Origin of the sequence: Parabacteroides sp. FAFU027, assembly GCF_022808675.1 — a bacterium.
GTDB lineage: Bacteria > Bacteroidota > Bacteroidia > Bacteroidales > UBA7332 > CAXXIC01.
Genome location: NZ_JAKZKV010000007.1, coordinates 37193 through 51714 on the forward strand (window position 1 = coordinate 37193; position 14522 = coordinate 51714).

Annotated in this window: 8 protein-coding genes; 3 read left to right on the plus strand and 5 right to left on the minus strand. The window is 44.5% G+C overall.

Annotated elements, in window-relative coordinates; translation table 11 throughout:
• Positions 1-78: 78 nt before the first annotated feature.
• Together MLE17_RS11915 and MLE17_RS11920 are read right to left on the minus strand one after the other, a co-directional pair.
• Positions 79-1152: a DUF1573 domain-containing protein gene (locus tag MLE17_RS11915; protein ID WP_243346928.1), complete on the minus strand. Its 1074-nt coding sequence runs from the start codon at positions 1150-1152 to the stop codon at positions 79-81.
• A gap of 95 nt (positions 1153-1247) precedes the next feature.
• Entirely contained in the window at positions 1248-7019 is a 5772-nt protein-coding gene (locus MLE17_RS11920; protein ID WP_243346930.1) for an alpha-2-macroglobulin family protein, read from the minus strand.
• A gap of 162 nt (positions 7020-7181) precedes the next feature.
• Between MLE17_RS11920 and MLE17_RS11925 the strand changes: the two genes are divergently transcribed.
• Positions 7182-7784, plus strand: coding sequence for an acetate uptake transporter (locus MLE17_RS11925; protein WP_243346932.1), 603 nt, complete (start codon positions 7182-7184; stop codon positions 7782-7784).
• 209 nt (positions 7785-7993) lie between these two features.
• Positions 7994-9013: a hypothetical protein gene (locus tag MLE17_RS11930; RefSeq protein ID WP_243346934.1), complete on the plus strand. Its 1020-nt coding sequence runs from the start codon at positions 7994-7996 to the stop codon at positions 9011-9013.
• A 351-nt stretch (positions 9014-9364) separates the two neighbouring features.
• Here MLE17_RS11930 and MLE17_RS11935 read toward each other — a convergent pair whose 3' ends face one another.
• From MLE17_RS11935 to MLE17_RS11945, 3 genes are all read right to left on the minus strand, one after another.
• Positions 9365-10993 carry a beta-N-acetylhexosaminidase gene (locus MLE17_RS11935; RefSeq protein WP_243346936.1) on the minus strand — a complete coding sequence of 543 codons (1629 nt, stop codon included), beginning with the start codon at positions 10991-10993 and terminating at the stop codon, positions 9365-9367.
• 114 nt (positions 10994-11107) lie between these two features.
• Positions 11108-11617: a hypothetical protein gene (locus tag MLE17_RS11940; protein WP_243346938.1), complete on the minus strand. Its 510-nt coding sequence runs from the start codon at positions 11615-11617 to the stop codon at positions 11108-11110.
• 27 nt (positions 11618-11644) lie between these two features.
• Positions 11645-12649: an AraC family transcriptional regulator gene (locus MLE17_RS11945; RefSeq protein WP_243346940.1), complete on the minus strand. Its 1005-nt coding sequence runs from the start codon at positions 12647-12649 to the stop codon at positions 11645-11647.
• Positions 12650-12982: 333 nt separating this feature from the next.
• Here MLE17_RS11945 and MLE17_RS11950 point away from each other — a divergent pair, with 333 nt between their 5' ends.
• Positions 12983-14503: a TolC family protein gene (locus tag MLE17_RS11950; RefSeq protein ID WP_243346942.1), complete on the plus strand. Its 1521-nt coding sequence runs from the start codon at positions 12983-12985 to the stop codon at positions 14501-14503.
• Positions 14504-14522 lie beyond the last annotated feature (19 nt).

Sequence of the window (14522 nt, forward strand, 5' to 3'; positions counted from 1 at the left end):
CAAAAGTAATCATTAAATCCAAAGATTGTCCGAAAATGGATATTCTGTCCGTCTATAGCACTCTGAATTTGGGAAGTATTAACGTGTAGCGGCTACATGAATGTTGATTATCGAATTGGACGGATCATTGGATATAACACTTACCAATTCATTCACACCACTTTTGGCTTTACCCGGAATAAGAGCAATCTGCAACTGAATAGATTTCCCCGGAGCAACACTGACACGGTCAGCCCTTACCTGTAACAGGCTGGAATTAGCTTTTATTTTACGGATATGAAGCGTGCTTTTTCCTGCATTTTTCAAAGTAATAACTTCTGTCTTTTTGTCGCTAAGATTAATTTTGCCAAAATTTACGTTTGTAGAACTGGCTTCAATGCGGGGCGCATTTTCACGTTGCTGAGGAGTTAAAACGGAAAAATCTTCCACGATATTAGCCGAAACTGTAATCTTGCGATCACTGGCGATTTTTGACTCATTATTCTGGAGAATAAAAATATCATCAAGACGAGTTCCCCAATCTTTCACAGCACCTTTGTAGGTTACAACGATTTCTCCTTTTCCTGAAGCCGGAACAACAGCAGGAGAAGCAACTACAGTCAAATGTGACGGAACACGGCTAAAATGCAAAGACAGCGGGTTTTTCCCGCTGTTGTAAATTGCAATTTTGTCAGTTTTGGTTCCGGTTTTCTGAATGTCATAAAACGAAAGGTTTATTTTACCAAGCTTCAAGTCACCAAAAGATACCGGATATTGGTCTTCGATACTTGCTGTTTTGGGTAAAACGTTTCCTTTGATGTTCAGTATGACAGTACCTTCTTTTGTGTTGCAATACACTGTGATGGTTTTGCTAAACTGTCCGGGACGGCCTTTGGCTGCATAAGTTGCTTTTACAAATCCCGTTTTGCCCGGAGCAATTGGCTCTTTACTCCAATCAGGAGTAGTACAACCACACGATGCCTGCACTCGACTGATTACCAATGGGGCATCACCTTTGTTGGTAAAAATGAACTCACAGGTTACACTCCCGTCATCTTCCTTGATGGTTCCAAAATCATGCGATTTGTCTTTGAAATCAATCACTGGCCCACTCTGAGCGAAAGCTGAAATTGCAGCTAACATAACTAGTGCTGCGAAAAACACTTTTTTCATAACTCCACTTTTTTATTTAGATGAATAAATCATGATACAGAATATCCCTGCAAATGTATTAAAATAAGGGTAAATGCGAATCCCTTACAGCCTTTTTATGGCTTAACAGACAAAGATTCTCCGACAGAATGCGCAACAAACTCCGGTGCATATAAGCATTGTAATGATGCAACGCCTGCGGTATAGCTCCCGGCCCGGTTGACCCACAATGAGTACTCAATCACATAAGTTCCCTTATTAAGTTGTGGGAAAAAGAACTGGGTGGAAGCGTCCTTTGTTTCCTGATAATAGCAAACGGCATCTTTCCAACGGCATCCCGAAAGTTGTTCCACCGGCTCAAGGCAAGCTGCCCGATTATCTTTTAAATGAACAAAATCCAGATCCCGATCTGATTTTAGAACCAGTCTTACGATAACCTTATCGCCTACTCTAAGAGGCATTTCCGGTGTAACCGGCTGTGATTGCTTCTGATTACCAGTTAGGGCCTCACGATACAATGTTTTGGAAACGGATAAAGCACCTTTTTGAGCCTTGATTTTATCCATATCTTCAAAATATTGCCGATAAATGGCTCCCCAGGTTATCCCCGGACTTGTCTTGGTGAAAACGATTTCCCGATTCGATTTATTGAAATCCGAAACAGGAATTTCCGCCTTGTATTCAAACGTTGGAGAATCGTCATTTGTTTTCAGAACAACATTATCCCCGACTTTTACTGAAACTTTACCGGTTGCAGCGAGTAACTCGCTGTCTCTCTTGAGTAAAGCATACACGGCATCGACGGTTTCAGGCAACGAATTCCATTGTTCAGTCTGTTTTTGCTTCAATAGCCATATTTGCATTTTCTTCAAAATTGGAGCTTCTGTTCCCATCAACTCAAAGGCATCCATAATTTGGGTATGAACGGTTATTGCTGTTCGCCCCCATCGGTGGTCAGGTGTCAAAGAAGGGAAATAGTACCCAAACTCCGGTGATTCGCTGCCGAATTCTTTGATGGATTTTAGAATATTTGTCGCCACTGACTGATTTTGCAGACGCTTCATCAGGATTAAGGTCAGTGCTTTTTCCTGTAATGACTTTTCAACCCAATGTTGCTCTGCCAGTGTCTGATAGAATTGATAAGCTTCTTTTTCCTTAGCACTCATTTCTATATTGGGAAATGCGGCACGCAAAACCAACGTCTGTAAATCTGACAGAGACAGCACTGCAGTCTGGGACCAATTTGAATTGTACTTCTTCAAATCCTCATAAGTTTTGAGCAAGTCGGCATCCAGATAGTGGACTGCCTTTTCAAGTATTGGTTTAATTTCCGGATTATTTTCTGTTGCGCCCAACGATGAAAGTTTCGAAAGACTGGATAGTACAAAGCGAGTCAGATAAGCACTTCCAGCCATTTGCGGATACCAGGAAAAAGAACCATCATTGTTTTGTAATTGTGTAATTCGGGTCAGCGCCTTATCTGTAAGTGTTTTTGACCGGTTGGAATTAAGCAGTTCGCTTAATCTCTGTTTGTGTTGCGTTTCCCCTACAGCCTGATTGACCCACGGAGTTTCCTGTATCAGGACGGATTTCAGCTCTTCATTTTTCTCCAGTTTGGAACGGAAGGCTTCCTGCGCATTTGTTGACAACGATGCGGTCTTGAAGTAATTCTGTATGCCCGGATTTGAGGCTACAATGTGTGTTGCCAATGAATTGGCATACAAAGCCGTTACCCAGGAAACGAGGTCTTCAGAGGTCGGTTCTGCCACTACGGGTAAAGCATGAACAGCATACCAGGCCGGATTGGAAACCAACTCAAGAGTAATCCGGTAATCGGTCTGTGAAGGTGAACCTTGGGGTAATGAAATCTTTTTATCTCCCGTCCATCCGAGATTCAAAGGAACTGCTTCCGTGACTAACTGACGTTTGGTCAGTACTGGTAGAATCTGTTCTTCACCATCGCTAAACTGACCGGATTCGGCTATAAAACGACACCCCAATAATTCAGCGTCAGAAGGAATATCCAGATTCCATGCGACCGATGTATTACCGTCAGTCGGAAGCTGATAAGGCAGAGGATTCAGGCTGATATTAGTCAGAATCTTTCCCGTAAACGGATTGAAAATCTCGACTTTGGCAATTCCGGAAATAGCCTTATCGGAGAGATTTGAGATTTTGGCAGTCAACACCACTTTATCACCCTGACGCACGAAGCGCGGCATATAGGATTCAATCATTAAATCTTTCCTGACGGAAATGGTATCCAACAGCTGATAAGTCCGCATATCCTTAGTGTGGGCCCTTCCGATAAATTTCCAATCTGAAAGATTATCCGGTACAGTAAAGCTGACCACAGCATCTCCGTCTTTGTTCGTTTTGAGCTGCGGATAGAAGAAGGCTGTTTCTCCAAAGTTTTTGCGAATTGTAACAGGTTTCTGGTTTTGTTCGAGTGTTATTTTTTTTGTGGAAATTTGCTGCACTCCGGTTATTGCCACTTTTGTTTCATTAAGCACCATAAATGGTTCAGAAATATCATCTGTCCCTTTGTCAAAATTGACAGCACCAACGGCCGCCTTTGCCTCCATTACCCCCGCCCTTAATGACCTGTTTCTGTAGGAATTGATATCCAGATTTAATCGGTCAAAGTCAAATTCGCGGGATTTGTACTGTTTCCCGTCAAAATTCAGCCAACCGGTTTCATTATTAAATCCTCTTCCTTCGGAATACCAGGGACTCAACGCATGAGTTGTAAACGTAGGAAGATTAAACACCGGATTAAAAGGTCTGATTTGGTCTAATGACAGGTCATACATCTCCGCCAGCACTTCTGCTTTTAAGGGATAATCCTCCCGGTCACGAACAGTTAGTTTCCACTCTTCCTTTTGTCCGGGTGTGGTTTTATCGCGGAAAGAGCTCCAACGCATAGAGATTTTACGATCGGGTTCGGCCTGTTTCACATCGACGGATTCATGGAAGAAATGCCCGTTCTTGAAATAACTGAATTGCACGGTAATGGATTTCCCATAGCTTGAAAGATACTGCACAACTACCCTTCTTACATTGTTGTTGAGTTTCAACCGTTTCCGGTCAACCAATGATTTATTGTCATAGACTTCAAAAAGAACGTCGGCATCTGCCGATGAACCGAACAGCATCACGGCTCCTTCGCCAACACGACATTCGGTGACGGATTTGTACAACCAGACGTAAGCCGTCTTTGGCATCTCCTTTTCATAAAAATGGAAAAGGGTAAAGCGACGTTCTTCCTTGATTATTCGTCCTTGTTCGTCCTTTGTTTCGGCAACAATCAGATATTCACCGGAAGTCAATGCATTCCAACGGTCGGTATTAATCGGTTTATTGGCTTCAAATTCGGCTTCCAGTCGTGGTTTCTTTTCGCGCACCAACTTCTGATTGTCATCTATTTCCTGCAAAGTCTGATTTTCATACCGGTAAAGCCGGTAGCTGCCTTTTGCTGTAACCGGCATTCCACTGAGATTATTCGCCCGAATGATTATTTTAGGCAAATGCTCCCGATCCACATCCTGCGGCATTTCAAAATCAAGTGCCATTGAAACATTGCCAACCGGAACAGACAGGTCTGCTTGCTGTGTTTCTCCGGTTTTATCCGTCAATGAGGCTTCAACATTGAAATTGTAAGCCAGCCAGGGATAAGCAGAGCTATTAGGATCTTTTTCTGCCTGAAAAGAAATCGTAAACTGGCCGTTCGCATCCGTTTTAGCAGTTCCCGTAGCGATTATTTTTTCGATCCGGCTTCCCCAGCGGCAGAACCAGTGCATCCTTCGGGTTACCTTATATTTCACGACCTGGCCGTCCATCTTCACGCCGGAGAAGGTTTGTGCATTTCCCTTGACGGTAATGTTATCTCCAAACTGGTACGTTTTGTCTGACTGCTTCAACTCAATTTTGAACTTCGGCAGTTTGTATTCTGCTACGGAGAAGGAGTAATTTGCATTAGCCGTAGATATAGAAAACTCCCCGTTTAGGGTTTGTTTGGGTAAAATAAAACTGCCGGCAAATGAGCCAAATTCATTTGAAACCAGTTCTTTTTTATCTATTTCCCTACCATTCGCATCTTTGAGTAAAACGGTTACTGCCCTTTGCTCGATGGCCTCCGTCCCACGCTCCAACGAACTCCGGTAAACATATCCTTTGAAATAAACCGTCTGTCCGGGACGGTAAACGATGCGGTCTGTGAATAGTTGCTCGATGTCAGCACCCGTTGCCGTTGTCAAGGGTTCACCGGAATAGGGTAAATAGGAAATGGGGGAATAAACATCATCGCCATCCACGACCTGATAGGCGTTGGCTGATTTTGATTTATCCACAGTAAAAAGTCCGTGCGCCTGTGTTTTACCTCTTCCGACTTCCGCAAATTGGTCGGGATAATTCCTTTTGTATAGAATTACTGTGGTGTTGGTCAAAGGGTCGCCACTTTTAAAATCAGCAGCCAGCACCTCTACAACACCTCCGGCAGACCGGCTAACTGCAGCTATTTTACTTACACTGAAATGTTCAGACCCGTTGTTTTTGACCTCTTTGCCCGATACAGCTGAACTTTCTAACCGGTAATTACCGATTTGAGAAACAGAAATTTCCACTACGGTATCTTTTTCCAGATATGGTTTCGGATTGGAGAGTGATAGTTTTTGTTCCAATACCATTTTCTCCGGATATTTACTCTTTGTCTGGATGATTTCCGCCATCATTGGAGCATCCACCCGATAAATGCGGAAGGAAAGCTGGTCAAGATTCCGGTAGTGGATTTTGACTTTAGCCTTTTGACCGGGATAAAGCTGCGACGGCATGGAAAAATGGGCGAACGGTAACAGAATCTGTTCTTTCAGGGATTGAATCTGTCCGATTCGGTCGTAATTGGGATAAAGACGAATCGCCTCATTGCAAATCTGAAGCACCTTTTCATAATTGCGGATTTTAGTAGAGTTGTCTGGTTCAACCTCTGAATTATCTTCATTCAGGGGAATAATATCATTGTCATTTTCAAGATAAAATTCAGCCAAAGCAAGGTCAACCTCCACCGAAATTGGCGAATTCCTATATTTCTTTTGCAATGCTAATAATGCTTGTTCGTACTGGTTATCTGAAACTTCGCGGCCTTTGCAGAATGATAATCGCTGCAATTCAGCCATCAGGTAGGCATCCCCGTTTCCTTTTTGGGTATTTATGTTCTTCAAATCATTCAAAGCCGAAATTGCAATTGACCGGTATTCATCGAAGTCATTTTCCTGTAGCAACTCCACTGCCCGGTAAACGAGTAAATCGTACATGGAAGGACGTAACCGCGGAGAATCTTTGCCTTTATCCAATACCAGAGCGTATTTCTCAGTCGGAACAGTAGAGAGGGTCGATTGATTTTGCAAAGATTGTTTGATGTGGCTGACTATGACATCGATATACCGGGCAGAAGTCCAGGAAGACATATCATCAGAATTATCGGAAGCAATAGCAGTCCGTTGTCTGATGACCCACCACTCACGCCGGTAACTCTGGTGATAAAGTTCAGCCAGAGCGGAGTGAAGAAGACTTTTAAAAACTGGTTCCTGATTTTCCTCCAACATTCCTTCCATTTCCCTAAACAGATATTTCACACTATCCGGGGCAATCGTTTGTTGTAGCCCGGCTATCAGGACCAACGACTTCAATATGGCCGGACCGTTTTTATCAGACTTTGCCTGAGCTAAAACAGCCCGGCTTTCTTTTAATGCACTCTTAGGCAACCCCTCTTTTTGCGCTTTTTCGATTTTGGTCCAATAAGGTTGGTATTTGTCATTTACCGAAGAGTTCTGCGCATTCAGGGCGAAAATGCCACAGAGAATCATTGTCCAAAATAAAAGTTTTGTTTTCATATTCATGTAGGATTTATATCACGGCTTCTGTTTTTCTAACGGAAATATACTCAAAACATTCTTCTCCATGAGCAAAATAAGGTCTTATAAATTAACCTTAGTTTGCAGTGTACTGATTTATAACTACCTTTGCGCCCGCAAATTATAAACTAAAATCTTTTTATGCACGAACAAGGCAAGTACATTAGAATTGAAGTGGCCGACCCCACCCCGCTGGGATTGACCGGCCTTGCTATGGTTACCCTGGTAGCCGCATCTCAAAAACTGGGCTGGACTGAAGGCCTTTCCATGGTGATTCCATGGGCTATCTTCCTGGGTGGTTTCGCTCAGTTGATGGCATGTGTTTATGACTTTAAACACAACAACCTTTTTGGTTCTACCGCTTTTGGTATCTACGGATTTTTCTGGTTGTCAGTCGGAACCGCATGGTTGATTAAACTGGGCGTTTTCGGAGCTGCTCTGGCACAAACTGTAGATGTTCACCAACTCGGTTTTGCATTTCTGGGTTACCTGATTATCTCACTCTTTATTACGGTGGCTTCGTTCCGCACAAATAAAGTACTGATTGCAATCATGGTACTGATTGATGTGCTTTTCCTTGGCCTGATGATGAGCTCTTTCGAAATGGGCGAAATCTGGCACACCATCGCTGCATGGTCAGAGTTGTTTATCTCTCTGTTAGGCTTCTACGGAGCCGGAGCTAACCTGCTCAACAAATTCTACGGTCGCGTAATGCTTCCTGTAGGTTCTCCAATCATGAAATAATTTAGTGGTAAACGAAGCTCATTCGTACACCTCTAAAAAACAATTAATCCGGTGATTTTGTGCGCTTCACAAATCACCAGATTTTTTTGTTTCCCACTGACTCTAACTTTTCCAAAGTTTTGAACTTTGGAAAAGTTTAACCATCACCGCCGTTAGTAAAAAGTTTTCGCTATCTTGCATTCCGTTAAACCACCAGACAATTATGCCTTATGAAAAATGTCATTCTATCGTTAACCGTCGCATCCCTCCTTCTTTTCACCGGATGCGGAAACAAATCTGAATCTTCAGCTAAAGAAAATTCAACAAAGAAATCCTTGTCAAAAGAAGTTGCCAAAGAGACAACCAATTTGGACACAGTCGCATACAACAAAAAACTACAGGCACTGGTCAACGGTGACACGACCGGCAGATGGCCTGTGAAGCCTCAACCTTATCCGCAAAACGGAGCGATTCTACCCTTCCACCGTATCATTGCCTATTACGGGAATCTTTTCTCTAAGCGAATGGGGGTTTTGGGTGAATATCCTCCGAAAGAGCTTTGGGTGAAGCTTCATGCCGAGATGAAAGCGTGGCAAAAGGCCGACCCGACGACACCGGTGATTCCGGCCATTCACTACATCGCGGTAGTGGCGCAGGGCAGTCCGGGCAAAGATGGAATGTACCGTTACCGGATGCCGGATAAGCAGATTGATTCGGCGCTGACCATTGCAAAAATGGGAAATGCCATCGTCTTCCTGGATGTACAGGTGGCACTGAGTAACCTGAAAGCAGAAGTGCCGTTACTTGAAAAATATCTGAAAATGCCAAATGTACATCTGGCCATCGACCCTGAATTTTCCATGAAGGAAGGACACCGCCCAGGTACGAAAATCGGTTGGTTTGATGCTGAGGATGTGAATTATTGCTCCAATTATCTGGCCAAACTGGTCAAGGATAATCACCTGAGCACCAAAATCCTGATTGTACACCGTTTTACCCAGGGCATGGTGAAGAACTACAAGAACATCAAACTTCACCCCGAAGTACAGATTGTGATGAACATGGACGGTTGGGGCGCTCCTTACCTGAAACACGACAGTTACGAGGCATACATCCACCACCAGCCGGTACAGTTTACAGGATTCAAACTGTTTTACAAAAACGACCTCAAGAATCCTCCTCACCACATGCTCACCCCCGAAGAGGTGTTGAAGGAAAAACCAAGACCCATTTACATTCAATATCAATAAAACAAGGAAAGCCGGTTCATCGTGAGCCGGCTTTCTTGTTTTATATGGTAAAATATTTGCCTGAAAATCTTGCAGCGTCCGTTCCCACTCCGGGAAAACCTGCTCAATTTTGCAGCGCATCGTCCCGCTTCGGGAACATTCGCTGCAATTTTGCGACAGTCCGTCCCGCATCGGGAACATCTCCTGCAACTTTGCAGCGCCCGTTCCCATTCCGGGAAAGTTTGTTGCAATTTTGCAGCGGTCATTCTCGCATAGAAATTATCTCCTGCAGATTTGCAGCAACTGATTTCACAGTGAAATTATCTCTCCAAGTTTCGATTTCCGGCAAATTTGCATCGGGCAAAAACCCACCTATTCCCCCTTCTGAAATGACCGGCTGTAACGCAATCCCATCGCATCGTAATGCGGTAAAAGGAGATTCAACCGATTCAGAAAAGCGTTGTAGTCTTTATTTACCTGAGAAGACCAGGCCGTTTCGGCAATAGCGGCAGCCCGGGGGAAAGCCATGTATTCGGCATAGGCCTCGGTAGCGATGTATTCCGTCCAGAGATTTCCCTGCACCCCGAGGATATGAGCCGCTTCATCGGGTTTGAGCGATGCGGGCGTGGGGTCGAAGTCATATGTCTTTGACAAAGGAGTGAAACCGCCGATAGCCAGCGGTTCGTCCGCCTGTTTTCCCTGATAATGGTCGAGGTAAACGCTTTGCAGCGGAGTCATAATCACATCGTGATGCTGGCGTGCAGCTGCGATACCGCCATCCGTTCCCCGCCACGACATCACGGTGGCATTCGGCGCCAGACCCCCTTCCAGTATCTCGTCCCAACCGATGATTCGTTTCCCTTTCGTTTGCAGGAAATCCTCCATGCGACGGATAAAGTAGCTTTGCAGTTCGTGCCCGTCCTTCAATCCCTCCTTTTTGATGCGTTCCTGACAGGCAAAGCAGCGCAACCAACGCAACTTGGGCGCCTCATCTCCCCCGATGTGGATATACGGAGCAGGGAACAAATCCGCCACTTCGCTCAATACATCTTGTAAAAACAGAAACGTCTCTTCACGCGAACAATAAATATCCTTCCGGATACCCCAATCGCCGACCAATTCAAACGGGCCTCCGCTGCACGAAAGATTCGGGTAAGCCGCCAAAGCCGCCTCGGCGTGACCGGGCATCTCAATTTCAGGAATGATGGTCACGAAACGCTTTTGCGCATACGCGATGACATCGCGTATCTCCTCCTGCGTGTAATAGCCGCCGTAGTGCGTCATGTCCCAGCGGCGCGGTTTGTCGCTGTAGTGGCCAATCAGGGTGCGGTCACGAAAGGCGCTCACCGCCGTCAGTTTCGGGTATTTCTTTATCTCGATGCGCCATCCCTGGTCATCGGTCAGGTGCCAGTGGAAACGGTTCATCTTGTGGTAAGCCAGGTAGTCGATGTATTTTTTGACAAATGAAACGGGGAAAAAGTGGCGGCAGACATCCAGCATCAGTCCGCGGTAAGGGTAGCGCGGGTAATCCTCAATCTCCATGCAAGGCACTGACCACTTGACACCGGAAGATAACGAATCTTTGTCAATAGCTGCCGGAAGCAGTTGGCGAAGGCTCTGCATCGCGTAGAAAATCCCCGCCGGAGTGGCTGCCGCAACTTCGATACGGTGTGGAGTAACATTCAGTTTATAGCCCTCTTTATGCGTAATGGCCGGACTCAGCGAGCAGACGATTACCTGTGCGCCTTTCGCATTTGAAGTTACGTTAAGTTGAATTCCGGCACTGCGCTCGAAACGTTCGGAGAGAATGGCGATTGCATTTCGCATCTCCGGATTGTCGGTGGTGAGGCAGATTTCTGTTTTGGGTGAAAAGGTAAATGTCCCTTTTTCCACTTTGCAATGCACGGGGACAGGAATCAGGTCCACCCTAGCTTTCTTTTCCGATGCCATCATATTCAGGGTAAATAAGAGTGCGGCCAGGATTGCGGTTATTTTTTTCATTGGATATAAATATGAATTGAACAAGATATGGTCAAAAAAAAAATTGGTAATGGGTGAAGTTTTACTATCGAACTTTTCTAAAGCTTGAACCTTTGGAAAAGATAATTCATTGAATTATTCTCCCCATAAATGATAAATTGTCATTTCTTGTCTGCTTTTACTGAATAGTATAAATCCTGTTTTTTCAATCGACTCATCTGTTCCCGGCTCAACTAGAAGCCACCCAGTTCGAAAGCTATATAAGTCAAAATCAGAATAAATATATCGAGGTAGTTTGTCATTTATTTGATTATCAGCATTGTTTGATTTATTGTAATTAAATGGGAAAATAGCTTTTCCTAAGAAACTCCAGCTATTAGGCAGTTTAGTATTATAACTACAACTATCAATCAATATCCACCCATTATCTTTAGCATAATTAAAAATATCACTTTTTTCAAATGCTTCGTTACCCTTTATTTTCCAATGAATTATCCTATATCCACCCCAAGGACCTTGATTATTAAGTTCCTTAACTATAAAATCTTTTTTATAGTTCAACCAAAAAGCAGCAGGAGATATTTTAGTGCATGAAATAATTCCAATTGAGATAATTATTAGCAATATTACTTCTTTTATCCGCATAAATAATTTGAATTAGAATATTATTACTCACTCTCCCATCAGCTCCTTTCGGAACTCCTTCGGCGTTTTCCCGATACGCTTTTGCAGAAAACGGGTAAAGGAGCTTTGCACTTCGAAGCCGAGACGGTCGGCAACTTCAACAATAGGAATTTGCGGCTGTTTCAGCAATAACTTGGCCGACTCGAAACGTATCAGGTCGAGCTGCTCCTGAAACGAAGTCTCCTCTTTTTTCAGATAAAACTGCAATGTGCGCGGGGAGAGATTCATCAGCGACGCTATCAGGTTGAGTGACGGAGCCGTACTCTTCATTTGCTCAAAGATATGTTGCTTGGTATGCTCGGTCCAGACGTTACGCCGGTTTTTTATGCGCTGGATGTAGCTTTCGTACATCTGCAAGGCATCGGGATTGGCCGTCGGAATTTTCCATTCGAGCATTTCCAGTGGCAAAACAATACAAAGATACTCTGCCCCGAATATAATCGGACAGTCGAAATACTCCTCCAGCAAGTCGCGCTCGCCCTCTTTGGGATAGGGAGTATATATCTTCACCGGCTTCACGATGCGCCCCAGAAATTCACGACGGTTCCGTATGTTAAACCCGATGTTGTGCTCCGTCATTTGCCGGGCCGCCATCGGATAATTCTCCAACCAATCTTCATGAATGCAGGTAATGTGGTAGATACCGTCCTCTTTTATCTGAAAATCATAATAGTTGAGCGTATCAATCAGGTCGATGTGCTTTTTCATGTTTTCCAACGCTTCGGCGTAGGTGTTACAGCTTTGGTAAATCTGCCCCAGTACGCCCAACGTGGAAAAAGGCGATTCGAACCCAATCTTTAGTCCGATGCGATGGTCGTTTAGCTTTGCGACCGTTTTCTCCAGGAATTCACCCAATTGCACAGGCGAAACCACCACATCGGTCTTATAGAGGTCATCCGGAGTAAGATTGACCTCCGTGAGCAGGTCATCAAAGTCAACGCCCCGGGATTCGAGGCTGAAAAGTATATTGCGAAGGGCTATTCCGTGAATCATATTTGTAATTGTTGTGACCAGGCTACGAATGGACGAATGAGATGTTTCTTCCCTTTTTTCAGTCTTGAAAAAAGATTCGGGAGTATTCGCTTGAAATATCAGAGTTTAACTCCGGTTTTTATTCGTGAATTCGTGGCTAAAATAAAAAGGCTTGCGCGATTGGATAAAAGTAATTCATTTTGGGGAAAATGCAAACCTTAAAGTGAGAGTAATTTTGCCCCCGAATTCATATAAATAAGATATCAGTGAATAAGCACGCATTGACTCCACTCGGGAGAGCCTGTCAATGCGTGTAAGTTCCATCGAATTTTGAAATTAAAATATTATCTGAAAATGAAAATAGGCGTATTCGGAATCGTTGTTGTATGCAGTGTGGTAACTGCACAGGCACAGCAAAAATTCACCCTCGAAGATTGCCGCCGCATGGCCATCGACAACAACAAGGAACTCAAAATCTCTCAGGAGAAAATCACCGAAGAGCATAGCAAAAAGAAAGCGGCATTTACCAAATACCTGCCCGATGTCTCCTTTACCGGAACTTACCTGCGCAACAGCAAAAACATCTCCCTGCTGAGTGAAGATGCTTACCTGCCGGTGGGAACGGTGATGTCTGACGGTTCATTCGGCTTTCGGGCGGACCAGGTCAACAATTCCTGGACAATGGTAAACGGAAGTGCTGTTCCTCTGGACAAAAACGGCAATCCATTCAATCCCAAGACCAATCCCGAAAAAATCCTCTGGAAAGATTACGCCATCATCCCCAAAGAGGCTTTCGAGATGGACATGAAGAATGTCTTCGCCGGTATCCTGACCGTGACGCAGCCTATCTATATGGGCGGTAAAATCAAGGCTTACAACGAAATCACCAAATTTGCAGAGGAGCTGGCCAAAACCAAACACAACACCAACCGGCAGGACATCATCCTGAAAACGGACGAAAACTACTGGCAGGTGGTTTCATTGGCCAACAAGAAAAAACTGGCGGAAGGTTATGTGAAACTCCTTCAGAAACTGGATGCCGATGTGCAGACCTCTATCGCTACCGGCGTAGCTACCAAGGCGGACGGACTGACCGTGAAGGTGAAACTGAATGAAGCGGAAACCGTTTTATCCAAAGTCGAAAACGGGTTGAGCCTGAGCCGGATGTCCTTGTGCCAATTGTGTGGAATTTCCCTTCAATCCGAATTTATCCTGAATGATGAAAATACCCCTACTGAACCGGAAATGGTTATCGCTTCGGGTGATGCAAACCGGGCATTTACCAATCGACCGGAACTTAAATCACTGGATTTAGCCACCAAAATATACAAGAAAAAAGAGTCACTGGTAATTGCCGACCTGTTGCCGCAAGTTGCAATGACCGGAAGCTATATCTTGTCGAATCCCAACAGCTACAACGGTTACGAAACCAAATTCGGTGGAATGTGGAATGTGGGCGTGGCAGTGCATGTCCCGATATTCCACTGGGGCGAAAACTTTCACAACCTGAAAGCCGCCAAAAGCGAAACCCGTGTAGCCCAACTCCAGTTGGATGAGGTAAAGGAGAAAATCGAATTGCAGGTCAATCAGGCGGTGTACAAATCCAACGAAGCCTCTAAGCGCCTCATCGCTGCGAAAAAGAATATGGAGAAAGCGGAAGAGAATCTGCGTTATGCAACATTAGGATTCAACGAAGGAGTAATCCCCGCTTCCAATGTACTCGAAGCTCAGACTGCCTGGCTTTCGGCAAACTCCGAAAAGATAGATGCGGAGATTGACGTAAGGCTTTGCAAGGTGTATCTGGCAAAAGCGTTAGGGGAAAACTTAGACCTCCCCAACCCCTCCAAAGGAGGGGCTTCTGGTTCCGGCAAATAAATGATAACTCAATAAATTA

Coding starts and splice junctions, on each gene's coding strand:
- MLE17_RS11915 (WP_243346928.1), bottom strand. CDS start 1,152: ATGAAAAAAGTGTTTTTCGCAGCACTAGTTATGTTAGCTGCAATTTCA.
- MLE17_RS11940 (WP_243346938.1), bottom strand. CDS start 11,617: ATGCGGATAAAAGAAGTAATATTGCTAATAATTATCTCAATTGGAATT.
- MLE17_RS11920 (WP_243346930.1), bottom strand. CDS start 7,019: ATGAAAACAAAACTTTTATTTTGGACAATGATTCTCTGTGGCATTTTC.
- MLE17_RS11925 (WP_243346932.1), top strand. CDS start 7,182: ATGCACGAACAAGGCAAGTACATTAGAATTGAAGTGGCCGACCCCACC.
- MLE17_RS11935 (WP_243346936.1), bottom strand. CDS start 10,993: ATGAAAAAAATAACCGCAATCCTGGCCGCACTCTTATTTACCCTGAAT.
- MLE17_RS11950 (WP_243346942.1), top strand. CDS start 12,983: ATGAAAATAGGCGTATTCGGAATCGTTGTTGTATGCAGTGTGGTAACT.
- MLE17_RS11930 (WP_243346934.1), top strand. CDS start 7,994: ATGAAAAATGTCATTCTATCGTTAACCGTCGCATCCCTCCTTCTTTTC.
- MLE17_RS11945 (WP_243346940.1), bottom strand. CDS start 12,649: ATGATTCACGGAATAGCCCTTCGCAATATACTTTTCAGCCTCGAATCC.